This is a genomic window from uncultured Arcticibacterium sp., assembly GCF_964021845.1.
In the GTDB taxonomy this organism is placed as follows: domain Bacteria; phylum Bacteroidota; class Bacteroidia; order Cytophagales; family Spirosomataceae; genus Arcticibacterium.
In genome coordinates this window covers 154,480-180,523 of record NZ_CAXHZC010000005.1, presented here as the reverse complement: position 1 = coordinate 180,523, position 26,044 = coordinate 154,480, and the positions used below count along the sequence as shown (strand labels likewise).

Below are 26,044 nucleotides of genomic sequence, written 5' to 3'. Positions count from 1 at the left end.
TTTACTTCTCTCAGGTCAAAGTTTTTTCCGACTTTTGCCGAAATTTTGTTTCAACAAATATCCTCAATGGAAAAATTCGATAAAAATTATATTATAGGTTTTGTATTGCTGTTTTTGATGTACGGTTCGTACATGTATTTTTACCCTGCGGTACCCAAAGAGCTTCCGGCTACAGAAACTTCACAAGAAACTCAAAACGCGAACACCAATTCAAATGCTATTGCAAGCACTCCAGTAGTATTGGACTCAGCTGCTGCACAAGCACAGTACGGTAGTTTTGCATCTGCAGTTAATGGTGAAGCTAAAGATGTGGTTTTAGAAAACACAGAACTAAAAGTAACTATCAGCTCAAAAGGTGGGGTTATTAAAGAGGTTGCCCTTAAAAACCATAAAACATATGATGATTTTGATAAAGGCATAGATGCCCCTATGGTCATTATTGATGAGAGTAATTCTGATATCGACCTTGAAATAACTACGCCATCAGGGAAGGTAAATCTTTCTGATTTATATTTTACAGTTAGCAGTCAATCAGCAAGTGCCGCGGTTCTTGAGCTTAAACTAGCTGACGGAAAAACTGTAAGACACTCTTACAGCCTTCCTGAAAGTGGATATGCATTAGATTATGACTTGGCTTTTGACGGAACTGCTGGTTTGATTAATAATGAAGCTGTTAACTTTAAATGGGAGAACAAGCTCAAAAGACTTGAAAATGATTTAGAGGAAAATAGAAAAGCTGCTCAAGTTAATTATTATGAAACCGATGGCGACTTTGAAGACGTTGGTTTAAACAGCACAAGCGACGAAGCAGAGCAAGCAGAAAGCCCTATTAGCTGGTTTTCTTTCAAACAGAAATACTTCACCAGTGGTTTTGTTAGTAAAAATGAAGGATTAGATAATCTTAGCATTAGCTTGCTAACACCAAAAAACGATACGACTATAGTTAAAGATGCTACCGTTTCGGCTCTTATCCCTATTTCGGCTCTTACTTCTGGAAAAGGTAATTTCAGGTATTACTTCGGACCAAATACTACAAAAGACCTTAACACCGTAGCAGACGGGTTTTCTCAAAACCTTTATTTAGGCTATGATATTATCAAACCGATTAATAAGTATGTTTTTGTACCATTGTTTAACTGGTTAGAGCAGTTCTTTACAAATTACGGTTTCCTTATTATTGTGGTGGTTTTGATTATCAAACTAACATTAACGCCACTTTTATATAAGTCTTACACGAGTTCAGCCAAAATGAAAATTCTGGCACCTGAAATAGCTGAGATTAAAGAAAAAGTAGGTGATGACTCTGTAAAGGTTCAGCAAGAAACCATGAAATTATACCAACAGGTAGGTGTAAGTCCGCTTAGTGGTTGTATTCCTATGTTACTTCAAATGCCAATTCTGATGTCGGTTTTCTTTTTGTTTCCAAACATGGAGATGTTCCGTCAAAAAGGTTTCCTCTGGGCGAAAGACCTTTCTACCTATGATGCTCCACTTAGCTGGGCTACTGACTTACCAGTAATTGGCAATCACCTAAGCCTTTTCGTGGTTTTAATGACTATTTCCAGTTTAGCTTTTACTTACTACAATAATCAGATTACCCCTGCTCAGCCAGGTCCGGTGGATATGAAGAAAATCTCTTATATCTTCCCATTGGTATTCTTCTTTGTACTGAATAGTTTCCCTGCTGCTTTGAGTTTTTATTACTTAGTCTCTAACTTAGTTACTATTGCTCAGCAGCTTACAGTAAAAAGATTTATTGATGAAGATAAGATTAAAGCCGTTTTAGAGGAAAACAAAAAGAACTACGCAACTAAGCCTAAGAAGAAAAACAAATTTGCCAATTACATGCAAAAACAATTGCAAGCTCAAGAAGAGGCAAATAAGGTAAAAGCTCAAGAACTTAAGAAGCGTAAAAATAAAGGCAAATAATAATAAAGATGTTCTGTGTTGATTAGCACAGAACATTTTCGTTTTTTTACCGAAGAACCTAATAAAAACATATGCGATATCTAGTAATTGCTTTACTATTCATGGCACAGTTGACCTTCGCCCAAAGAACGGACGAGGAGTATCTTCTAGAATATAAAGAAGCTGTTCAACTCTATGCAGATGAGGATTTTAACGGAGCATTGCAAAAGCTCACACCCCTATCCTCTAAAACCTATACTAACTCTGTAGTGCCATATGCTCTTTACTATTACGCCTTGGCTTCGCTAAAAGAAAACAAAGCATATCAGTCTAGAGGAGCCTTAAGAGACCTTTTTACTAGATTTCCAGACTGGGACAAAATAGAGGAGGCATATTATTTATATGGGGTAGTCAATTTTGAAGATAAGTATTACTCCGAGGGTATCCCCTATTTAGAAAGGATCACATCAAAAACGCTAGAGAAGGATGTTAATGGATTAATGCAAACAAATATTCCAACGATTGAAAATGTAGTTTTACTGAAGGAATTGAATCAAAAATTCCCAAATCAGCGGATTGTTGCAGAAACATTGGTGAACAGAATTCAAGCTAGAAAATACAATACCAAGGCTGACCTTGAGCTTTCAGACCAATTGACAAACCTTTTTAACCTAGTTCCTGAAGATGTTAAAGGACAGGGTTCCAAAGGAGGAGTTAATTATGAAAGAGCTTTTGACGACCATACAATAGATTTTGGAGTATTACTGCCATTTGCTTTAAAAGACTTCAGTTTAAAAGAGGCTACAGGTGAAAATAGGTATGTATATGATTTATTCATAGGCATGAAGTTAGCCGTAGAAAAACTAACTAAAGAAAACGTCCCTGTAAGACTCTACGGATTTGATGTTGACAAAACTTCTGAAAGTTTAGAGGGATATCTTAAAGACAAAAACTTCAAAAAGATTGACCTTATTATTGGCCCACTTTATGGTAGACCTAATAAAGTAGCAGAAACCTACACCACAAAAAATAAGATTTTCCAGGTGCACCCTATCTCTAACAGTAGGAGCCTAATATCAGACGAAGAATCAAGATTTTTGCTTCAATCATCTAACGAAACTCAAGCGGAGAAGTGCTTAGATTTTGTAGAGACACTTGATAGACAAAAGTCAGTAAGTGTGTATCACGACGGCTCTAGAAAAGACTCTCTTTTAGCTCATATCTATGCCGAAACAGCAAAAAACAGAGGTTACAAGGTCATAGAAGAGAAAAGGTTCATAGATAAAGAATCAATTTCTGCGAATAAAAATCCCGGCCATGTTTTTATTACAGGTGATGCTAAATTTGGACCAAAAATAATTAGAGCCCTTGGTCAACAAAAATCTGACTCTACAGTGATAGCCACAGATGCATGCTTTAACATGGAGGTATCCACAAGAGATTTGCTTTCAAAAAACCTCTATTTAGTTTATCCCCAATACATAGATGGGAAAAAGAGTGTGGTGAAAAGTTTCAGAAGAACCTATATAGATAAAATGAAGATGATTCCATCTTACTACGCCTATCTTGGCTATGACATGATGCTATTTTATGGCAGAATGCTAAAAGATGGAAAAGAAATATTTAGACTTAACTTAGACGAAAGCCCAAAAATGGACGACCTCCTTCTTAGTGGCTTTGACTACTCTAATAAGAGTTTTGAAAACAAAGTAGTACCAATAGTTAAGTATAACAGAGGACGATTTGAAATAGTAAATAGTAATGACTAATAAGAGCAGCCAACTTTTCTTCGAAGCACAAAAATATATTCCTGGTGGTGTAAACTCTCCCGTAAGAGCTTTTAAAGCTGTGGGAGGAAACCCAATATTCATGGAAAAGGCAGAAGGAGCTTATTTATATGATGTAGATGGTGAAAAGTATATTGACCTTATAAACTCATGGGGGCCAATGCTTTTGGGACATGCTTTTAAACCCGTTGAAAAACGAGTTCAAGAAACGCTAAAAAACTCATTCTCATTTGGAACACCTACTTCTTTAGAGGTAGATATGGCCAAATTAATCACCGAACTAGTTCCTTCCGTAGAAAAAGTAAGAATGGTAAATTCTGGTACAGAGGCTACCATGTCAGCCATTAGACTAGCTAGAGGGTATACCGGAAGAGATAAGTTCATCAAATTTGAAGGTAATTACCACGGACATGGCGACTCTTTTTTAATAGCCGCTGGTAGTGGAGCTGTTACTATGGGCGAACCAGATAGCCCTGGTGTAACTAAAGGTACAGCCAAAGATACGCTCCTAGCTCCGTTTAATGATTTAAACGCTGTTAGAAATTTAGTAAACGCTAACAAAAACGAAGTAGCCGCCATTATTTTAGAACCCGTAGTAGGTAACATGGGTTGTGTGCTACCAAAAAAAGGTTTTTTAAAAGGATTAAGAAAAATCTGTGACGAAGAAAAGATAGTTCTAATCTTTGATGAAGTAATGACTGGCTTCAGATTAGCTTTAGGTGGTGCTCAAGAAAGATTTGGTGTAACACCAGACATGACTACTCTGGGAAAAATTATAGGAGCCGGAATGCCTGTAGGGGCATACGGTGGAAAAAAAGAAATAATGGACTTTGTTAGTCCAGCTGGCCCAGTTTATCAGGCAGGTACATTGTCAGGTAATCCTATGGCTATGGCTGCTGGGCTTACTATGCTCCAGCATTTGAAAGATAACCCAGCTATTTATCAAACTTTGGAAGAAAACGGAAACCAAATAGTAGCCGGAATTCAAAAAGACTTGAAAGAAATGGGATTACCATACACTATGAATCATGTGGGTTCTATGTACAGCCTATTTTTCACGTCAGAGCAGGTAACAGATTTTGAAACAGCAAAGACTACTAATACCGAATTATTTGGTAAATATTTTAGAGCAATGATAGAAAAAGGTATTTACCTACCTCCTTCTCAATACGAAACCGTATTTATCTCAACAGCTCTAAGCTCTTCTGACATCAGCACTATTTTAAAAGCGAATAGAAAGAGCTTAGAAGAAATATCAAAATAGGATTTGCTAAGATCTACGGCCGGTAGTTCGAACGAAAACCGTTAGTATCGGGTTTTAGCATAAGACTATAAAAAGCCAAATCTTGCAAGAAGAAAAAGTTAGCGGAAAAATATTTGATAAGGCCGTCCTAAAAAGGTTATTGACCTTCATTATACCTTATAAGTTTAGGTTTATCTTATTAGTGGTATTGATTTTACTAGGAGCAGTACTTTCTCCTATAATGCCCTTACTGATAAAGTATACCATTGACGGACCTATTACTAATGGAGACTACCCCGGCCTAAGCAAAATGCTTATGCTAATGATAGGTTTACTATTCACCTCGTCTATTTTAACTTTTTTCAATACTTATCTTGCTGGCTGGCTAGGTCAACATATCATTAGAGACATTAGAGTTCAGTTATATGATAAGATTCTCAGCCTAAAACTCCGCTTTTTTGATGAAACACCGATAGGAAGGTTAGTTACTAGAACTATTTCAGATATAGAAACGCTGTCAAACGTTTTCAGTTCAGGCTTTGCCGCAATAGCGGGTGACGTGCTACAGCTAATCTTAATTATGGCCGTTATGTTTTATACAGATTGGCGACTTTCTTTAATTAGTTTGAGCACCATTCCTTTTATGCTCATCAGCACATATATCTTTAAAGAAAAAGTTAAAAAGTCTTTTAACAAGGTAAGAAATGCGGTTTCCAACCTGAATAGCTTCATGCAAGAGCAAATTACGGGAATGAGCTTGGTTCAGGTTTTCAACTCTGAAGATATCTCTTTTAAGAAATTTCTTGAAATCAATAAAAATCATCGTCAAGCCAATATTCGCTCTATACTTTACTATTCTATTTACTATCCTGTAGTTGAAGTAATTTCTGCTTTAGGAGTAGGTTTAGTGGTTTGGTACGGAGCTAGAGAAATTTTAAACCCAGCAGCAAACGTTACCTTCGGTACCATCACTGCTTTCATAATGTTTATCAATCAATTCTTCAGACCCATAAGAATGATTGCCGACAGGGTAAATACTCTTCAAATGGGTATAGTAAGTACTGATAGAATCTTAAAGGTTTTGGATAGCGAAGATTTTATACAGAACAATGGAAGTATTACTGCTCCAATTAAAGGAGAAGTAAGCTTTGATAAAGTTTGGTTTGCTTATAAGGATGAGAACTATGTATTAAAAGACATCTCATTTGAAGTTAAAAAAGGAGAAACGGTTGCCTTTGTAGGGGCCACTGGAGCAGGGAAAAGCTCTATTGTCAATCTTTTAACCCGCTTTTACGAAATAAACAAAGGACAAATCAAAATAGATGGCATTGATGTCAAAGATTATGAAATGTCTCATTTAAGAAGACAAATAGGCATGGTATTACAAGATGTATTCTTGTTTTCAGATACCATCCGAAACAACATCACACTTGGTGATGAGACCATTACAGACCAACAAATTATAGAAGCTGCAAAAATGGTAGGGGTGCATAATTTCATTATGCAACTACCTGGCAATTATGATTACAATGTTATGGAGCGAGGCTCTACTTTATCTGTAGGTCAGCGTCAGCTTATTTCATTTGTTAGAGCTATGGTTCAAAACCCGAATATTATCGTTTTAGATGAAGCGACATCTTCTATAGATACAGAATCAGAAGAATTGATTCAAAAAGCTATTGAAAAATTAATGAAGGGTAGAACGGCAATAGTGATTGCCCACAGACTAAGTACCATACAAAAAGCCCATAAAATTGTGGTTGTAGATAAAGGTAGGATAGTAGAAATGGGTACTCATGAAGAACTACTAAACAACCAAAACGCTTACGCTAATCTCTACGAAATGCAATATGCCGCAGCTTTAGATTAAATTTTTTCTTAGAATATTCACATAGACATTTAGCCACATATCGACAAAACGAAAAAATGTAGCGACTTCATAGCACTTTAAAACCACTAATTATTATATCCGCACTTCAGGACAGCTTTGGCACGCAATTTGCTTATTTCCTAGTAAGAATAAACTCAGCAAATTATGAAACCCCTGAAAAAATTAAACCTAGTAATTATCACCTTACTTTTAGTGGGTATAATTTCCAATGTAAACGCAACTTCTGTTGACAACAACCAAACGCCCTATGAACTTTCAGCTGGGTATGTTTTCAAAGACGGCCTTTCAAAAATAAAGATTAACGGGAAATTTGGTTTCCTAGACAAAACAGGAAACGTAGTGGTTCCATGCGATTATGATCAAGCTTCTGATTTTAATAATGGTTTAACCATTGTTAGAAAAGGTAAAATGTATGGTTTTGTAGCTACATCAGGAAAACCGGTTACTCCTTTAAACTATCAAGCTCTTGAGCATTTTAATGGAGACCGTGCCTTATTTAAAAAAGATGGCAAGTACGGATACCTTGACCTTTCTGGTAAGGAAATAATACCTAACAAATTCGAGTCAGCATTGACTTTTGAAGGAGATTATGCTGTTTTCACTGAGAATATGTTAGCTGGTTATATAGATCGTAATGGAAACACAGTAATAGAGCCACAATTTAATTTCGCTCTTAACTTCACTGAGGGTTTAGCTCCAGTAATGAAAAATGGTAAGTGGGGTTACATTAATACAACTGGTAAAACTGAGATAGATTATAATTTCGACTTTGCTTCTAATCTAAACGAGGGCAGGGCTACAGTAAGAAAGGACGGAAAAGCAGCAGTTATTAATAGTAAGGGTACATTTATAACGAAATACGATTTTGATAATGTTTCTGAATTTATAAATGGAAATGCAGTATTTATCCAAGACGGTGCTTTCGGAATTATGACAAGAAAAGGAAATATAAGCCTTTCTGGCTTTAATAGAATAGTTCAGTCTGATAATGGTATTTATGCTTTCAAAAGAAATAACCTTTGGGGTTTTATGGATGAAAAAGGTGAAGAACTAGTTATACCTGTATTTAATAAAGTAGGTGACTTTAAAGAAGGCTTAGCTAAAGTACAGAGCAATGGTAAGTACGGTTTCATTAACGAAATGGGGAAAATTGTAATTCCAATCATTTATGATTCAGCAAACAGTTTCTCTGATGGCATGGCATCTGTCCAAATGAATGGAGAATACCATTTCTTAAACGCTCAAGCTGAAAAACAACTCACTGTGGCTGTTGATAAATCATCAAATCCAGAAAAGATTGTTGTTCATGTTAATGAAAATAGAATGGTGTTTAGCAAAGGTAAATTTGAATTGGCTCGTAATTAGGACTTCAAACTTTTGCATGGTATTATATTTAAAGCCCTCTTAAATGGAGGGCTTTCTTTTTTGCCCTACCTTTCTTCATCCTGTTAGAATCAACAATATGTACATTACTGTTATTCGTATAGACATTAGGAAAAAGCCGTTTTTTGGCATGGTTAAATACATTCTTTTAAAAAAAATTTACGCATACTCGTCAACTGCACTTTCATAATTCTAATTTCAGCATTCATCCCTTAAAATGTCAGTAAACACACTTTAAAAGCGTTCTGGCATACATTTAGCATCTCTATAAGTAATAAACTTCAGAAACTATGAGAAAGCTATACACTTCATTCCTAATTACTTTTTGTTTAACTCAATTCTCTTTGTTTGCAAATCCAATTAAAGATTTCCATGCTGGCTATTCCTTTAAAGAAGGTAGGTGCAAAATTAAAATTGATAACAAATTTGGCTTTATGGATAAAGAAGGGAAAATCATCATTCCTTGTCTATATGATTACGTTTCTGACTTTCAAATGGGACAAGCCATAGTAAGACAAGGAAAAAACTTTGGTTTCATTTCTAAAAATGGAAAAGCACTTACTCCGCTAAGCTACGAGTCTTTGGAAGGTTTTCAGGGCAACCGAGCTCTTTTTAAAAAGAATGGTAAATTCGGCTACTTAGATAATAACGGTAAAGAGGTAATCCCTGCACAGTTTGAGACAGCCCTTGGTTTTGAAGGAGACTATGCGGTCTTTTCAAAAGACCATCTTTCTGGATTTATAAACAGGGAGGGTGAGATAATTCTAGAGCCACAGTTTACCTTTGCTATGAATTTCACAGAAGGCTTTGCACCCGTCATGATTGACGGCAAATGGCTATATATAGATACAAAAGGGCAAACTGTCATTAATGGAAATTTTGACTTTGCTTCTAACTTTAGTGAAGGTATAGCCACGGTTAGAGAAAACGGAAAAGCCGCAATTATAAATAAGAAAGGTCATTTTATAACTGACTTTGAATATGAAAACATTTCGGAATTTGTAAATGGATATGCATTATTTATCAAAGAAGGTAAATTTGGAACCATGAATAAAAAAGGAAAAATCGCAATATCCGGATTAGATAGAATCATTCAATCTTCCTCAGGTATATTAGCCTATAAAAAGAACGACCTGTGGGGCTACATGATGCCAAATGGTACAGAAGTTATTACTCCAGTATACACCAAAGCTGGTGACTTCAATAATGGCCTGGCTAAAATAAGCATGAACGGAAAATATGGTTTTATCAACAAATCGGGTAAAATAGTTATTCCAACTAAATATGACGCTGCAGGTGATTATTCGGATGGTCTTACTTCCTTAGTAATTAATAGTACCTACTACTTTTTGGACCATAGAGCTACAGAAAAACTCGTACTCTCAGTTGAAGATAGCGATGCGTCTGAAACAATCACCGTTACGGTCAATGAAAATCTAATGGTCTATAATAATGGTAAATTAGAGTTCGCTTCTAAGTAAATTAGGAATGATACCGTTAGATAATTAAGTACTATAATTTGCTAAAAAAAGCAAATTTGGCATGCTTTACCTGCTAGGTTTCAGCTTTAAAACTCATACTTCAAAACCTACAATTCATACCCAGAAATACCCTTATTGATACACGTGTATATACGTTAGCAATATTGAATAAGTCTTTGGCACGTATTTAGTACTTATAGTATATATACGTTAACAAACTATGAAACTTAAAATTACATTAACCCTCACGCTCCTAATTCTTGGAACTTTCTATGTTCAGGCGGAGAAAGCGGACAGTAATGGTCTTCCTGCGTCAAGCTTTAATGCCAGCTATTCGTTTAAAGAAGGAAGATGTAAAATTAAAATCAATGAGCAGTACGGTTTCATAAATACAGATGGCAGGGTAGTTATACCGTGCAAGTATGAATACGTTTCTGACTTTCAAAACGGATATGCTATTGTTAAGACAAATAATAAGTATGGTCTCATTTTAAAAAATGGAACAACATTTACTAAAATGACTTATGACTACTTAGAACCATTTAAGGGAAATAGGGCTCTTTTCAAAAAAGATGGGAGATATGGTTATCTAAACTTATTAGGAGAAGAGGTAATAGATAACAAATATGAGTTTGCTAGAGCTTTTAAGAATGACCTCGCTATTATCAAAATAAACAATAGAACTGGGTTTATTAATAGAGAAGGCAAATTAGTGATTGCACCGCAATATGACTTGGCAAATAGTTTTTCAGAGGGTTTAGCTCCTGTAATGAAAGATGGAAAGTGGGGTTACATAAATTCAAAAGACGAACTAATTATTAAGTTTAAGTTTAAAGCTGCTTCCGCTTTTAAAGACGGCTTAGCCACTGTAATACATGATGGTACAACCCAAATAATTAACAAAAAAGGAAAGTCTAAAAACAGAAAAAACTTTGATAATGTAACCGAATTTATAAAAGGATATGCCCTATGCTATATAGATGGAAAGTACGGTGTTATAAATAAGAAAGGGTATGTGACTGTATCGGGCTTAAATAGAATGAAACAGTGTAGTAACGGTTTATATGCCTTTACACGAAATAACCTCTGGGGTTTTATAACAGCGGAGGGTGAAGAGGTAGTTACTCCCACTTTTAGTCATGTAGAAGATTTTCATAATGGACTAGCCAAAGTACAGATTGACCAAAAGTTCGGATTTATAAATGAGGGAGGAGAAGTAGTTATTCCTTTAATTTATGATTCAGCAAATGACTATTCGGAAGGTATGGTCTCTGTAAAAATTGCAAACAGCTACTTCTTTCTTGACCAGAATGGAATGGAAAAACTAGCTTTCTCTTTGGACTCCAGGTCTGTAGCAGAAAACATAATAATTACAGTCAACGAAAACAAATTACTATACAATGATGGTAAACTAGAAACTGCCTCATTAAAATAAAGATATCAGTTTTTTAAGTAAGCAAGTTAGCGAGCAGACCCCTCTTCTGGAGGGATTTTGCTTTTTAGGGCACCCTACTTTTGACAATCAACAACAGAATTACACTAACTGCTTTCTAATATATTAAACCATGAAAAAACTTAGCCGCTAGACCAATTATCAGACTTTCTTTTCTCGAAAGTGGTCAGCTAGAAAATTTAAAATATTGATACTTTAAAAAGCAAACTTCGTCCTGATAATTTATTCAATTAACCCATATACGTCAAACCTTGAGACATATCAAAAAAATTGGCACGCTAACTGAAAAATTCACTCTTTTTATTAGGTATTTATACGTATACAGAACAAAGCCCAATTCATCCTTTAAAAAGACCCCATTCATCCGAAATGCACCGTTTAATCACTTATGCCTATACGTTTTGGCATGTATTTGGTAACTAATTAATCGAATCTGAAAAATTATAATAATGAAACTCAAATTATCTATCGCCATCTGCTTTCTTCTTACAAGTATTGCATCAATGGCTTCTTTTAATGAAGAAAAAGATAACTACCTCCCAGCATCTAGTTTTAATGCTAGTTACTCATTTCATGATGGGATGTGTAAAATAAAAATTAATGGTCTTTATGGCTTCATGAATAAAGAAGGAAGAATTCTTATTCCGTGTAACTATGAATACGCTTCAGATTTCAAAAACGGTTTTGCTATAGTAAGAACCGCGAACAAGTTTGGTTTTGTTTTGAAAAACGGAACAAAACTTACTGAAATTAAATACGATTACCTTGAGCCATTTAATGGCGACAGAGCTATTTTCAAAAAAGATGGCAAATTTGGATTCTTAAACAGTAGTGGTGAAGAAGTGATTCCAAATACATTTGACACTGCCATGAGTTTTGAGGGAAATACTGCAGTTATTTCTGTTCAAGGTAAAGCTGGTTTTATAGACGGAACTGGAAATTTAATTGTTAAACCAGAATACGATTTTGCTCTAGGATTTGCAGAAGGCTTAGCCCCAGTAATGAAAGATGGGAAATGGGGTTATATTAATGAAAACAACAAACTAGTTTTAGACTATAAATACGATGTAGCTTCTACTTTTAAAGAAGGTTTAGCCACAGTAATATTAGAAGGGAAAACTATCATTATCAATCAGAAAGGTAATAGTTTAACAAAACAAGATTTTGATAATGTTTCTGAGTTTGTAAACGGTCATGCCCTATGTTTTAAAGATGGTAAGTTCGGAATCATTAACAACAAAGGAAATATTAAAGTAGCTGGCCTGCATAAAGCCGTTCAATCAAATAATGGTTTATATGCAATAAGTAGAAATAATCTTTGGGGATTTATGTCTGCCGAAGGCGAAGAATTAATTACACCTACATTCAGTAGTGTAGGCGACTTCCACGAAGGTTTAGCCAAAGTTCAGATGGACGGTAAATTTGGTTTCATTAACGAGTTTGGTGAAGTAATAATACCATTGATTTATGATTCTGCTAGAGATTTTTCAGAAGGCATGGTATCTGTAAAACTAGGAAACACTTATTTCTTCCTTGATGATTTTGGAACAGAAAAATTAGCTTTCTCTTTGGATGGAAAATCTTCGGTAGACAACATAATTGTAAAGGTTAATCAAAACGAACTACTATACAATGATGGCCAGTTGATTACGGCATCATTAAAAAAATAAAATCAGTTTTTTAAGTAAGCAAGTTAGCGAGCAAACCCCTCTTCTGGAGGGATTTTGCTTTTTGGGGCATTTGAAAACGCCTTCCCGCATTATTATAACACTACTTATAAACATCTCTGCTCCATACTATTCCTTAAATCCGCTTAGTAATGATGCTCAATTATTGAAATTATTCATTAGAAAACTTGGTTATAATAACGTCAGGCTTAGGAACTAGACCTATAAATAGTTAATTTCGCCGCACATTTAGAACACTCAAAATCATATTATATGGCATTCAATATTGATATCATAAAGGCTCTTTATAGTCAACTGGCTGGTAAAGTAGAGGCAGCAAGAAAAATCACAGGGAAACCTTTAACCCTATCTGAAAAAATATTGTACTCTCACCTTTCTTCAGAAGAAACTCCAAGGGCTTTCAGCAGAGGTAAAGATTATGTAGACTTTGCTCCTGATAGAATTGCGTGTCAAGATGCTACCGCTCAAATGGCTTTGCTTCAGTTTATGCAAGCTGGTAAGCCACAAGTAGCTGTTCCTACTACTGTTCACTGTGATCACCTTATCCAGGCCAAAATGGGTGCTGATAAGGATTTGCAAGCCGCTTTAAATTCAAGCAATGAAGTTTTTAACTTTCTAGAATCTGTTTCTAGAAAATACGGTATTGGTTTTTGGAAACCAGGTGCTGGTATTATTCACCAAGTGGTTTTAGAAAACTATGCATTCCCTGGCGGAATGATGATTGGTACTGACTCTCACACCGTAAACGCTGGTGGACTAGGAATGGTCGCTATCGGAGTAGGTGGAGCTGATGCCGTTGATGTAATGGTAGGTATGCCATGGGAGCTTAAATTCCCAAAACTTATTGGTGTTAAATTAACCGGAAAACTTTCTGGTTGGTCTTCTCCTAAAGATGTTATTCTTAAAGTAGCTGGAATTTTGACGGCTAAAGGTGGTACAGATGCTATTGTGGAATACTTTGGTGAAGGAGCCGCTTCCATGTCTTGTACTGGTAAAGGAACTATTTGTAATATGGGAGCTGAAATTGGAGCTACCACTTCTACATTTGGTTATGACGACTCTATGGAGCGTTACCTAAGAGCTACAGGAAGAGATGACGTAGCCGACGCTGCCAATGAAGTAAGAGAGCACCTTAATGGTGACCCTGAGGTTTATGCTAACCCTGAGCAATACTTCGACCAAGTAATTGAAATCGATCTTTCTACATTATTACCTCATCTTAACGGTCCATTTACTCCTGACTTGGCTACACCTGTAGGTGAAATGACAGAGAAGGCTACTAAAAATGATTGGCCTTTAGATGTTGAGTGGGGATTAATTGGTTCTTGTACTAACTCTTCTTATGAAGATTTATCTAGAGCGGCTTCTGTTGCAAAACAAGCAATTGATAAAGGACTTAAAACTAAAGCTGAATTTGGTATTAACCCAGGTTCTGAGCAAGTAAGATACACTGCAGAAAGAGATGGCCTCCTTCAAGTATTTGAAGATTTAGATGCCACTATCTTTACTAACGCTTGCGGACCATGTATTGGTCAATGGGCAAGAGCAGGTGCTGAAGACAAAAAGAAGAACACTATTGTTCACTCCTTTAACAGAAACTTTGCAAAAAGAGCTGATGGAAACCCAAACACACATGCGTTTGTAGGTTCTCCTGAATTAGTGGCAGCGGTAGCCATTGCTGGTCGTTTAGATTTCAACCCTATCACAGATACACTTACCAACGATAAAGGGGAGCAAGTGAAATTTGAAGAGCCAACGGGTCTTGAACTTCCTCCTCAAGGTTTTGATGTAGAAGATGCGGGTTACCTAGAACCAGACGCCGATGGCAGCGGTATTACTATTCAAGTAAAAGATGATTCTGAGCGTTTACAATTATTAGAATCATTTAGCCCTTGGGATGGTAAAAACATTTCAGGAGCCAAACTTCTTATTAAGGCATACGGAAAATGTACTACTGACCATATTTCTATGGCTGGGCCATGGTTACGTTTCAGAGGTCACCTAGATAATATCGCTAACAATACCCTTATAGGTGGTGTAAATGCATTTAACATGGAGACAAACTCTGTAAAGAGTCAAATCACTGGTGAATACGGTGCAGTACCTGATACGCAAAGAGCTTATAAAGCAGCTGGAATACCTACTGTGATTATTGGCGACCAAAATTATGGTGAAGGTTCTTCAAGAGAGCACGCCGCTATGCAGCCAAGACACCTAGGTGTTAGTGTGGTAATGGTTAAGTCTTTTGCTCGTATTCATGAGACAAACCTTAAGAAGCAAGGTGTGTTAGCATTGACTTTTGCTACTCCTGAAGATTATGATAAAATTCAAGAAGATGATACTTTCAACTTCCCAGATTTAGCTGAATTTGCTCCTCAAAAGCAAATTACGATTGAGCTAGTTCATAGTGATGGAAGCAAAGACACCATCATGGCGAACCATACTTATAACGAAGCTCAAATAGAATGGTTTAAAGCAGGTTCTGCATTAAACTTGATTAAAGAGATGAATAAGTAATTCGTACTTAATTATCATTATCTTAAAAGACTCGCATTGCTGCGAGTCTTTTCTTTTTTCGAGAACAAAATATCAGAATTATGACTTTAGTCCTCAAGAATACACGATTAACTTAATCAATCAGTTCAATTAAAAAATTATTTTTAAACTTAGGCTGACCATATTTTTCAATATCTGATTTCAAAAACCTGACTGGCTTATTTCCAGATGTCCACACATAGATTTCTTTTAGTTTCTCCATGTTTAGTATAGATCCTGGTAGTTGAATTTGTTCATTTGAATTTATACTCAAAAATTTAAGTTTTTTTAAAGCGTCTAGTTTGTCCGAAATATAGCTTTCACTGGATTTAAACTCCAACCGGCTAAGTTGGGGGTTTGTTTTAGCAAGTGAGACAAAAAGTTCTTTTGAATCTACGTATGATAAGGTAAGCCTCTTTAAGTTACCCTTTATTTGCTCCTGACTAAGTATAAAGTCGATTTCAGAAGGAAATAAATTAGTATTAGGGAGGTTTATATAATGATTCTTCTGCACCATTTTTTGCCAGTTATCTATAAAAAACTGGTTCCTATTCTTATTATTTTTTGCATCTTCAATATTAAAAAAATCATGTAAATATTGACCATTTCTTTTAAAGTATGTAAAAGCCATTTGTGAGATACTGACATTTGGCTGGTAGCTTTCATAAACTCTAAATGGTGAGTGAAAGGAAGGTTTTGCCAAGTTAATTTTATTTGAAAGGATTTTCTTAGCCCCTACAGTTATCTCAGAGTCTAATAATTTCCTCAATCCTGATTTGACACGGCTACTTTTAGAAGTCTTCGCTATTATTAATAATTCAGGAATTATTGAATCAGGAAAACCTCCAACTTTAATCATCTCATAAAGAAGTACATCATTTTCTTCTTTATTAGAATAAATTATTTTTTTCAAATTCTCTAACTCAGGACTTTCAAGGGTTTGAATATAACCCGGATTAATATCTTTTGTCAAATCAGTCACATCAGCTTCAGAAACGAAATAATGTTCATGTTCAAAAAACTTTTCTGGTAAGGTTGAATACCCATTAAGAACAACTACATAAGTTTCGGGGCTTAGTTTTGATGAAATTTTATAACCCAAAGAATCAAGGTCTTCTTTATATTTTTTAGCATTCCGTGAAGTACTGCTTAGAAAAACCAAAGTGTTTGAAATTCGTAATTCATCGACAATATTAGACTCTTTATTGTTTAACAAATTAATATATTGAAGTGCAAGCTGCTGAACTTTCACTTTTTTAATGGCAAACACTTTCAATAAATTTCTCTTAAAATCAGAGGCAAGTTTCAGTTCATTTTCTTGCCCTAAAATTAATCCACAGATTACTTCCTTTAGAGAATTTGCTATGCTTTCATCCTTATTAAGTTGAGTTATTAATGGGATATAAGAAGCATTTGATTTTGGATAGTTATCAAAATGGCATGAAAAATCTTTTAATTTTCGCCAATGAATTATTTCCTTTGAAATCTTCGTGTTCAATTTTCCAATACTGAAAGATTCGAGTTCATTTAATCTATTATTAGAAGATAACTGAATGTTAGGACATTCAGTTATCCTAATTGATTTTAGGTTTGGGCATTCATTTAAACACTCAGGAAGCACTTTTAATTTTGTGAGACGATTTAAAGATAAATCAATTAAGTTCTCATTATTTAAGCCAAGTTTTGGTAAAATTATTAAATCTTCAGAATTTGAAATAGTAAGTCTTTTAAGACTCCTAAAACCTTCCAAATCTAAGTTTCCGAAGTTACTTGCCGTAATATTCTTTAGTGTTATTTCTTCACAATTACTAAAGTCATTGGTGGCTATACTTTCATTTACATTACTAATTGTTAACCATCTAATTTTTATTTCAAGAGCAAATCTTGGCAACTTAAAACCTTCCAAAACAATATTTTGTATGTATGAATTACTAAAAACCTGTTCATTTATAGTATACTGTATCCCCGTTTTTTGAACTAGTGAAAAGTATTTTATGGAAGGTAGTTTTCCTAGAAATATCTCGCTAGAATAATCAAAATGACAATTTTCAATAGATAATTGATGAAGCCTTTCTAATACTTTAAAGTTAAACGTTTGCGTCAAGCCTGGTTTTCCAATATTATTCAGAGAAACTATCTCTAATTCATTCAAAGTTCCTATACCGGAGGGTAAGTACAATAAATTCATTAAACGAATATGTTTCAGATTGCTGCATTTTGAAAAATCAAATTTTGTATTACAATTAAATTCGCTATAAATATTCAGTTCCTTTAAACTTCGAATTCCTCTAAAATCTATGTCAATATTTTTCGATTTAGTACTAATGGAAAGACGTTCCAATTTTTCAGTAATAGAAATATGTTGAAAATCAAAATCATCTAAGTCTAGCGTAAGCTTTTTGATAGTTTTTAACGACATTAATCGTTTACTTGGCAATAGATTAGTATTCTGGAAACTCATCTCTTCTAGCTCAAAATCCACATCAGCTATTAAAGGTTGCGAATTAGGTGAATACACCCTTTTGACAAATAATAATTTTAAGGTTGGTTTCCACAACTCAGCACTTAATTGCGTAGTTAGGTTATAGTTTTCTATACTTAACTCTTCTAATTGAAATAATTCAAACAGCTCATTAATATAATTTTGTAGAATACCTTCTGAATTACTTATTGATGAAATTCTGCCATCTAAAATAACACCTTTAAGTTCAGGAAACCTTTCTTTTAACTCCTGTGGGCTAATTTTCCTATTTATCTTAATGTATTCGGTATTTTGAGTAACCTGCTTTGAGCTTATGCTATAGTAATCGTTAATATAATATTGATGAAAATACATAACTTACATTTTTTGTAAAAGTAATTTACCAATTGCTGGTACTGAATATAATTTCACTAACCCTTTATTACTTGACATTACTAAATCTTGTGCCATCGCCAATCTTAAATCATTAGGTATTAATTCCAATAGAATAAATTTTTTGAGATTTTCGAAGGCTTTATCTTCCAAAGATGTTTTATGATAAATCAAATGATTTGTTAGTCTGGTTAGAATTACGGACAGGATATCAAGTCTTTTAGTTTTACCTTCTACTAAATCTTTCAATCGATTTTTAATGGTTAAAAAATGATTTGAATTCAGAATTTCTTCTGGGTTTATCAGCCTATCTAAATCCATATGAACAAAATTAATAAATGCAACTGTAGTTTCAGACTCTAAACAACCGTCACCAAGTATTTTCACCAAATCTAACTTTTCTTTTAGATTATCAATTCCATTTAAAGTTTCGAAAAATTGAACAAGCGATCTTGGTGTAGTTCGTTTGCCATTTACTAGCTCTGGGTAAGTAAGTACAAAGCTTATACCTCTAGAATCTACTTTCGTTTTTTCCGCCCACCTCGCCCAGCTTTTTACATCGAATTCCATGGTTACATGCAGCATTCTTGAAAGCATGGCATCGTCCATAGTGGTAACGGAATAATCTCCGCCATCAGGATTTGCCGTTAAAACAAACAACCATTTGCTAGGCATTTTCCAGCTAACAAGCTCATAATTTTGCATTAATTGCATCATACCTCTTAAAATTCTATCATCAGCCCTATTAATATCATCAATCAGGAAAATGCCAGGCCCGTTTTTATTAGGAACCCATGAAGGTGGAATAAATTTCGTGACCGCATTTTCCTCATCATTTAGTTCTATTTTCGGCATTCCAATCAAATCTCCCATTTCCTCAAATTGAGCTGGGGCAATGTAGGTAAATTCAAAGTCATTATTTAAAGCCACTTGCTTTACAAGTTCTGTTTTACCTATACCGTGCATTCCCCATATACAAATAGGTGTAGGATTGGAATTGTGTTGGAACGAATTTTGGAAAATGTGGTTTAACAATTTTTCAATTTCTAAACTGTTAGTTTTTGTTCCGTATGTCAGATAATTAAATTGACTGTTACTCATAGATTAGACTATTTTTGCTTTTCTTCCTGGAAATCTCAAGAATTCCTCATTTTTCAAATTAATCCCATTTTTACTTATAACCCATAGAATTGGTACTTTACTAATACTTGAAGGTATTGGGGCAAAACCATCAGTAAAATAAACAATACCATCACATTTATACTCATTGTTTGAAAAGTGAATTGGTGGGTCAAATGACGTCCCCCCTCCTCCATGAATAATTTTGGGTATTATGCCTTTAAAATCATATTGCTTTGCAATCTTAGCATCACATTCTAACACTTTAATTTCAGCACCAGCACGCCAAATTTGCAATAATTCTGTAAAAAACTCTGAATATTCTTCTAACGCAATACTACCTGATGTATCAATAGCGACTAGTAACTTATGCTTTCGTTTTATCTTAATGCCAGGACTTGTCCCATATCTTTTGGAAGGTCTTTTTAAGGTATTTTTAACGTAAGATTTTGAACTACTTTCTGAAAATATATTTAGAACCCTTTTCCAGTTAACAAATGGCTCTTCCTTAATAAACAGATTATCTAAATAAAGCCTAAAACCAGCAGGTAAACTTCCATAATCCTTTTGGGAAGTTTTGTTTTTAGCAACATTAATAATATTGTCAATCTGACAATCCATTACAGATTTTTCAACTTTTGAAGCCTTAGATATAATTCCCCAAAGTTTGTGCCGGTCCAATCCATGAGATGAATTTGTAATGGAATTCAAAGATTGGGCACTAGATGAGTTCTTAAGGTCGCCATTAGACTCAATAGACGTTTTTAGAAAATGTAGTTTATCGTAATAATAATGAAAAGTCTGGTCTGGCAGTAAATTCAATTCGGGAAAAGATTTCAAAAAAACACTTTCAGCAGGCAGATTATTTTCTTCAATATACTGATTTACAACCAAATCCATTGCAATATTCAGTATCAGGGCATCCTTGCTAGGTTCAGAAACTAAAACGTGCTTAAAAACTAAATGTAAAACTTCATGTTTTATCACCCCATATCTATGATTTCTAGCAATTAAAAACTCTGTCCAAAACTTGGGGTTAATAAAAAGAACAAATGTTTTAAATCTTAGACCTACGGCCATCGTGTCAATATAAGAATCTTCGGATACAATTTCCTTATTTAAAGTACTGAAAATGTGCGAATAAAAAGGCTCCTTTAATAAAAGGTCTATACTGGTTTTTGTAACCTCTTCTAGTATTTTTATGTCGTTAGTCAAGTATACGTTAGTTATTGTGTTGTTCTTTCCAGTATCTTATTCCGTCAAGTTAAGTTAATTCTTTCAACCATATTAAGGTTAAAATGCTGTGTAGTGCTTTTAACTGTAATGATAGGAATAAGTCATATTTTTAGGAATGGGGTACTCAACAATTTTATTCAAAAAGCTGAAATATATAAATTTAATGTTAATTTTCTGTTACCAAAAAAAGCTATAAATAACCTTTAAATAATAAAGTATCGCTAATTACTCTTAAGTGATTTATCACTTTTGCAGTCCCAAATTATCATATATGAAAAAAGTAATTTTAGCTCTTTTAGTCTTTTCTTTAACAAATGCTATCGGCCAAGATAGAAAATGTCTTTTGGTTCTTTTAGATGGTATTCCAGCAGATGTTTTAGAGAAAACCTTCACACCAAATATTGACGAAGTTTCTAAAAAAGGGGGCTATGCAAGAGCTTACGTTGGCGGAGAAAAAGGTGGAATATCTGAGTCACCTACAATATCTGCAGTAGGCTATAACAGCATGCTCACCGGTACATGGTCAAACAAGCATAATGTATGGGGAAACAGCATTAAAAAACCCAATTACTCCTACCCTACCATTTTTAAAGCAGCCAAAGATTCAAATCCAAATATTAAATTAGGCATATACTCTACCTGGGAAGACAATAGAACCAAACTCCTAGGCGAGGGATTACCCGAAACCAACAAACTTCAATTAGACTATGTTTTTGATGGCTATGAACTTGACACCATAGCTTTCCCTCATGACAAACAGAGAGAATACATTAAAAATATTGATAATCTTGTGGTAACAGAGGCTACCAAAAGTATCAAAAATAACACCCCTGACCTTTCTTGGGTATATTTAGAATACACCGACGATATGGGTCATAAATTTGGCGATAGCCCTGAAATGACTGCTGCTGTAAAACTTGCCGACCAGCAAATAGGTCAATTATATGACGCTATTAAAGTGCGTGAGAAAAAGCATAAAGAAGAGTGGCTTCTAATAATAACTACAGATCATGGTAGAAGTCCTGAAAATGGGAAAGGACATGGAGGGCAAACTGACAGAGAAAGAACCACATGGATAGCCATAAACAAATCAAACGTAAACGAAAGGTTTAGGAATGGTCTTGCCATTGTAGACATCTTCCCTACGGTAGCTCAGTTCTTGGAAATTCAACTTGACAAAAAGGTAGCTGAACAGTTGGATGGAGTTTCGTTTTTGGAACATTAAACTTTTTAGACAAAAAGCTTAGTCTAAAAGCTAGTTAGAACCCTAATCTGAAAGTGTATAGGTCACATTAAGAAGATAGCTTTTAGCGGGAATTACCACCGATACACCTCTCATTTGGTATTGAACAGGTACGTTTCGCCTTGTACCTCCTGTAGCATTCCATCCAGAGTAAAACGTTTGCTCAGAATCAGATAGTTCCATGTAATTTGTCCCACCACTAATTGTAGCAAATGGGCTACCATTCCCATCTCCTGTTCTTCTTATCCAAACACTTAACCGTGAGTCCCAGTCAATCTCCTCTTTACTAACGGAAACAAAGTAAAAGCCTAAAAATTTTCCTCCACTAAAACTAATTGATGATTGAGCGGCATCGCTTGTCAAAGTTCCTGCATAATCTAAACCCGCTTCAGATATTTCATTAGATGAAACGGTCTCAGACCAGTCTGATTTTACATTAATCTGCTGCCCATTGGATACAAAAGAAAAAAGAAGTATTGTAAAAAAAACAGATACTTTCATTAACTTTCTTAAACTTTAAATTCGCACTAAAACTATTTAGGTTAATCTGAAACAGTATAAATAACACTTATAGTATAGGTTTTCGCTGGCAACAGGACAGATAGACCTTCTATTTGATATTGTATTGGCACATTTGATCTAGAGTTAGAAAAGCCTATTCCGCCATAATAAAATAACTGGCTTGAATTTGACAATGGTATATAATTTGTACCTCCACTTATACTTCCAAACCAACCTCCACTCCCATTACCAGTTCTTCTTGCCGAAAGAATCAAATTAGAATTCCAATCTAATTCACTCTTTTCTACATAGACATAATAATTCCTAAAAATATTAAAACCACTTGCGGTTACATATGTTTCTGTTTGAGAACTTTGATAAGTGCCGTTATAGTCTAAGCCGGCATCAGAGATTTCACTAGATGAAACATTTGCATTCCATCCTGAATTAGCACTAATACTTTGAGCACTAGTACCATAAAAACTACATAAAATTAATATGAAAATATGAAGCCTCATTAATTATCAGACATTGTAAACACAACCGTTAAACTTTTGGAAGCATTTCTTAAAAGACTGAAATCTGTAACATCTAAGGAATAGGTCAAATTATATCCATTATTTATTCCATTACCTGTATAAGCACCACCTATTCCGCTAATAATGGTTTGGGAAGAATTACTTAAAATTATGGAAGATACAGAATTCCCTCTAGCACCTGCTCCGCCACCAGAATGGCTAGCTATTTCCATTATTATATCTAAACCACTTAAAGCCGTTCCCGAATAATTAGCGGAAATTGCCCTAGTGTACCCCGGAGTAACAGCCGATGTGAAATTAATCCATTTAGAAGAGTTAGTAGTTTGATTTGTAATACCATTGCCAGCCTCGGAAGGAGCAGTAAGAGCTAGGTTAAACCCGTTCTTGTTAGGCTCCACATCCATTTTCGCTACACTGGGTAATGTCAAATTTATCATTACAGTAGATTGACCGTAAATAGTGCTAGAAAAAAAAAGAAAAACTACTAGATATCTCATTTATTAGCCGAAGATAAGTGAAACTGCTGACCTGTATTTTGAATTCTTCGTTCTATTGATACTAAAGTAAAATTAACCATTTCTACTTTACTAGACTCAATTTGAACATTTGACTCATTATTCAAGATTTCGTATTCCTCTTGATTTCCTGGAATATAAACCACCAATTTCCAATTTCCTGGTTTTACCTCTTTAAAAGAATAGGTATTATTTTTATTAACTGAGGTCATATAAGTTTCTTCACCGTTAGTTAATTTTGCCAGCACTATAGGCCTTTCTTGATTCTCATTAGTATAGTGGTATTTATCCGCTATTCTAAAATCCAACTCCCCTGCCACTCCACCAGTTTTGACCAAAGGAATTTCCAAAAAGCTCGTACTATCAGAAATTATATCTATTTCTAATGGAGTTTTCATTTCGGATTTAACTCCTGCCAATTCAAAAGTAGGAGGTATAGAAAATATATACTTATCTGGATAAATATCATTAAAGTAAAAATTCCCAGATGAATCTGTTAGTGTTTTGTAAGGTCCTAATTTAACCATAACACCATTTTTAGGAATGTCTTTATCAGTACTTACTAGTTTCCCTCCTAAATGGCCTATATTCTTGTTTTTTGAAATTATAGGGTTCAGCTTGATAACATAATTGATTGAGAAAAAAGAAGAATTCTGATTACTAGCCGTAAACGCTGGAGAGAAAGACCTACCTCCAATTAGTGAAAGTGATTGATTTTTAAAATCAAACGATAAAGAAACGTTAGAAAAACTCCTTTTTTCAAAGAGCTCATCGGGTGCATAGTTATTCCTATACATGAAGTTTAACTTAATGAAATCCTTATAGTTCATGCTAACATTACCTCCGTAATAGAAAAGGTTTTGACTAGAATTATCATTTGAAAACTTGTTGGTATGTTGATATTCCAAATACCCTCCCATTCTTAACCATGGAGTTACTGCTACTGTTGGCTCTAGGCTAGATGCATATGACTTTCTACTTTTCTGATTATCTGAAACTAGAAGATTAGCAGCTTTTCCATAACGTACCTGAGCGTTAACTTCCAACCTAGGCGAACTATAATTGTATGTTAAATTATTAAAACTCTCCTTATAGTGAAAAGAAGATGGTTCCAGTCTGTCTTCTCTTTCTTGATTTGTTCGGTTAATTACTACCATGTGTTTCCCATTCAACCTATATGACAGATAAGCGGTATGTACTTTACTTAAAGGCGACACAGAGAAATCGGTAATATCAAAACTCCTGTTAAGGCGAGAAAAACTACTACTGAGTCCTACATAAATCTTATCGCTTAATTGATAGTTTGCAGAATTCATGAAAAAATTACTGTTATTGTAAAAACCATGGTAATTTTCACCAGCCCTAACGGTTCTATTATGGAGTCTTAGTTTACCAATTCTATAATTGGCCTGAGTAAAAATGGCCATATCCAATTTGTTTCTGGCTAAACCAAAGCTTACTTCGGCATCAATATCTAAATTTTTCCATTTAAAATAGCCCGAAGAACTTACTAGATTAGATATAAACTCTCCTTTTTTGTCGGAAAGTTTTTTTGTTATCTGACTAACCTTAAGTTTTACATTTTCACTAATCCCTTTCTCATAGCTACCACCAAACGCATATCTTTGATTTAAAGCAAATCTTGCTTTTTGATAGAATACTGAAATATTACCATCAATAGTTTTTTGCTCAATCTTTATACCTCTACCTGCTCTTCCAAATTCCAAGAGGTTTGAGACCCTATTTGTAAAATCACCAATAACTACACTGCTATTTTCTTTGTATATATATTTTAGAGAATATTGATCATATCCTCCAAGGTTTGGAACAGCATAATTATTAGGACCTCTAACTATAAAGTCTACGTAATGGTTCTTTTTGAAATCTAAAAAACCTCTACTCTCTAGATCAAATCTCAAAGCATTTAAATTGGTATTTCCTAGTTTATAACCAAGGTAGGTTATACCAACTGATACGGGTAATCTTAAATGACTATCTTTCTTTTTTTCACGATTACTGTATACAGGTACTGAAACTACACTGTAAACAGGCCTTTTGTTTCCTAAAAGTACCGTTACATCTGACGACATTTGCCAGTTTGACTGTTCTGTCTTAGGTATTATTTGAGTAACCTTAACTACTTTACTCTCATTCGCCTCTAAAATAATATCATTAAAATCTAATTTACCGCTATTCGTATTAAGCTTTAGTCTTTCAGAAGTATTCCCTAAATTTTGAATTAAGAAAGGAGTAATTAACGTATCTCCCTCTACAACATATTCGGTTTTTCGTAAGGAAGTTACTTCAATTTTATAGTTTTCAGAAACCCCTACATCAATACTCTTGTAGGCTATAATTTGTCCACGCACAAATAGTCCAAACTCTAAGAAGTAAGTTTTTGCCGGGCTATCTTTAGAAGTAGAGATGGTATACATATACCTTATACCCGTTTCTTTTACCAATTTTTTTTCGGAAAGTATTGCCCAGCCATCTGGCAGTTTTAAGCCACTTACGTTTTCTGGGAAAGAGTTATGAAAACCTTTATTAACTTCAATAAACAAAGAAAAATAGTTTCCTGGTTTTACTTCGTCCAAGTTGTTGACAACTCGAATTTTCTCGAGCTCTTGACCAAAGGCAAAAAAACTCGATAGCGTTAATAACAATATGT

Annotated in this window: 17 protein-coding genes; 10 read left to right on the top strand and 7 right to left on the bottom strand. The window is 34.5% G+C overall.

What is annotated here, in order from left to right:
• Positions 1-66 precede the first annotated feature (66 nt).
• From yidC to AADJ06_RS15270, 9 genes are all read left to right on the top strand, one after another.
• Positions 67-1,929, top strand: coding sequence for a membrane protein insertase YidC (gene yidC, locus AADJ06_RS15310; RefSeq protein ID WP_341227353.1), 1,863 nt, complete (start codon positions 67-69; stop codon positions 1,927-1,929).
• Positions 1,930-2,000: 71 nt separating this feature from the next.
• On the top strand, positions 2,001-3,677 hold the full coding sequence (locus AADJ06_RS15305) for an ABC transporter substrate-binding protein (protein WP_341227352.1): 1,677 nt from the start codon (positions 2,001-2,003) through the stop codon (positions 3,675-3,677).
• Positions 3,670-4,959, top strand: coding sequence for a glutamate-1-semialdehyde 2,1-aminomutase (gene hemL / locus AADJ06_RS15300; RefSeq protein WP_341227351.1), 1,290 nt, complete (start codon positions 3,670-3,672; stop codon positions 4,957-4,959). Before AADJ06_RS15305 ends, hemL begins: the two co-directional genes overlap by 8 nt.
• Before the next feature lie 82 nt (positions 4,960-5,041).
• The gene (locus AADJ06_RS15295; protein WP_341227350.1) at positions 5,042-6,808 is read left to right on the top strand and encodes an ABC transporter ATP-binding protein; all 1,767 of its coding nucleotides are present in this window, start codon (positions 5,042-5,044) and stop codon (positions 6,806-6,808) included.
• A gap of 165 nt (positions 6,809-6,973) precedes the next feature.
• Entirely contained in the window at positions 6,974-8,194 is a 1,221-nt protein-coding gene (locus AADJ06_RS15290) for a WG repeat-containing protein (protein ID WP_341227349.1), read from the top strand.
• Positions 8,195-8,502: 308 nt separating this feature from the next.
• Positions 8,503-9,693: a WG repeat-containing protein gene (locus tag AADJ06_RS15285; RefSeq protein WP_341227348.1), complete on the top strand. Its 1,191-nt coding sequence runs from the start codon at positions 8,503-8,505 to the stop codon at positions 9,691-9,693.
• Between the two features lie 220 nt (positions 9,694-9,913).
• Entirely contained in the window at positions 9,914-11,128 is a 1,215-nt protein-coding gene (locus AADJ06_RS15280; protein ID WP_341227347.1) for a WG repeat-containing protein, read from the top strand.
• A 467-nt stretch (positions 11,129-11,595) separates the two neighbouring features.
• Positions 11,596-12,816, top strand: coding sequence for a WG repeat-containing protein (locus tag AADJ06_RS15275; RefSeq protein ID WP_341227346.1), 1,221 nt, complete (start codon positions 11,596-11,598; stop codon positions 12,814-12,816).
• Positions 12,817-13,086: 270 nt separating this feature from the next.
• Positions 13,087-15,351, top strand: a complete 2,265-nt coding sequence (locus tag AADJ06_RS15270; protein WP_341227345.1) for an aconitate hydratase — start codon at positions 13,087-13,089, stop codon at positions 15,349-15,351.
• A gap of 112 nt (positions 15,352-15,463) precedes the next feature.
• Here the strand turns inward: AADJ06_RS15270 and AADJ06_RS15265 are convergent, their stop codons facing one another.
• Genes AADJ06_RS15265 through AADJ06_RS15255 form a run of 3 tightly spaced genes read right to left on the bottom strand, consistent with a single transcriptional unit; the run spans position 15,464 to position 20,422 of the window.
• Complete coding sequence (locus AADJ06_RS15265) at positions 15,464-18,205, bottom strand: hypothetical protein (RefSeq protein ID WP_341227344.1); 2,742 nt, start codon at positions 18,203-18,205, stop codon at positions 15,464-15,466.
• Positions 18,206-18,208: 3 nt separating this feature from the next.
• On the bottom strand, positions 18,209-19,324 hold the full coding sequence (locus AADJ06_RS15260; protein ID WP_341227343.1) for an AAA family ATPase: 1,116 nt from the start codon (positions 19,322-19,324) through the stop codon (positions 18,209-18,211).
• Positions 19,325-19,327: 3 nt separating this feature from the next.
• The gene (locus tag AADJ06_RS15255) at positions 19,328-20,422 is read right to left on the bottom strand and encodes a VWA-like domain-containing protein (RefSeq protein ID WP_341227342.1); all 1,095 of its coding nucleotides are present in this window, start codon (positions 20,420-20,422) and stop codon (positions 19,328-19,330) included.
• A 427-nt stretch (positions 20,423-20,849) separates the two neighbouring features.
• Here AADJ06_RS15255 and AADJ06_RS15250 point away from each other — a divergent pair, with 427 nt between their 5' ends.
• Entirely contained in the window at positions 20,850-21,803 is a 954-nt protein-coding gene (locus AADJ06_RS15250) for an alkaline phosphatase family protein (RefSeq protein WP_341227341.1), read from the top strand.
• Between the two features lie 42 nt (positions 21,804-21,845).
• Here AADJ06_RS15250 and AADJ06_RS15245 read toward each other — a convergent pair whose 3' ends face one another.
• Genes AADJ06_RS15245 through AADJ06_RS15230 form a run of 4 tightly spaced genes read right to left on the bottom strand, consistent with a single transcriptional unit; the run spans position 21,846 to position 25,970 of the window.
• Positions 21,846-22,322, bottom strand: coding sequence for a hypothetical protein (locus AADJ06_RS15245; protein WP_341227340.1), 477 nt, complete (start codon positions 22,320-22,322; stop codon positions 21,846-21,848).
• Between the two features lie 41 nt (positions 22,323-22,363).
• The gene (locus tag AADJ06_RS15240) at positions 22,364-22,840 is read right to left on the bottom strand and encodes a hypothetical protein (RefSeq protein WP_341227339.1); all 477 of its coding nucleotides are present in this window, start codon (positions 22,838-22,840) and stop codon (positions 22,364-22,366) included.
• On the bottom strand, positions 22,840-23,358 hold the full coding sequence (locus AADJ06_RS15235; RefSeq protein ID WP_341227338.1) for a hypothetical protein: 519 nt from the start codon (positions 23,356-23,358) through the stop codon (positions 22,840-22,842). Before AADJ06_RS15235 ends, AADJ06_RS15240 begins: the two co-directional genes overlap by 1 nt.
• Entirely contained in the window at positions 23,355-25,970 is a 2,616-nt protein-coding gene (locus AADJ06_RS15230; protein WP_341227337.1) for a hypothetical protein, read from the bottom strand. The genes AADJ06_RS15235 and AADJ06_RS15230 overlap by 4 nt, the downstream gene beginning before the upstream one ends.
• Positions 25,971-26,044: the final 74 nt, after the last annotated feature.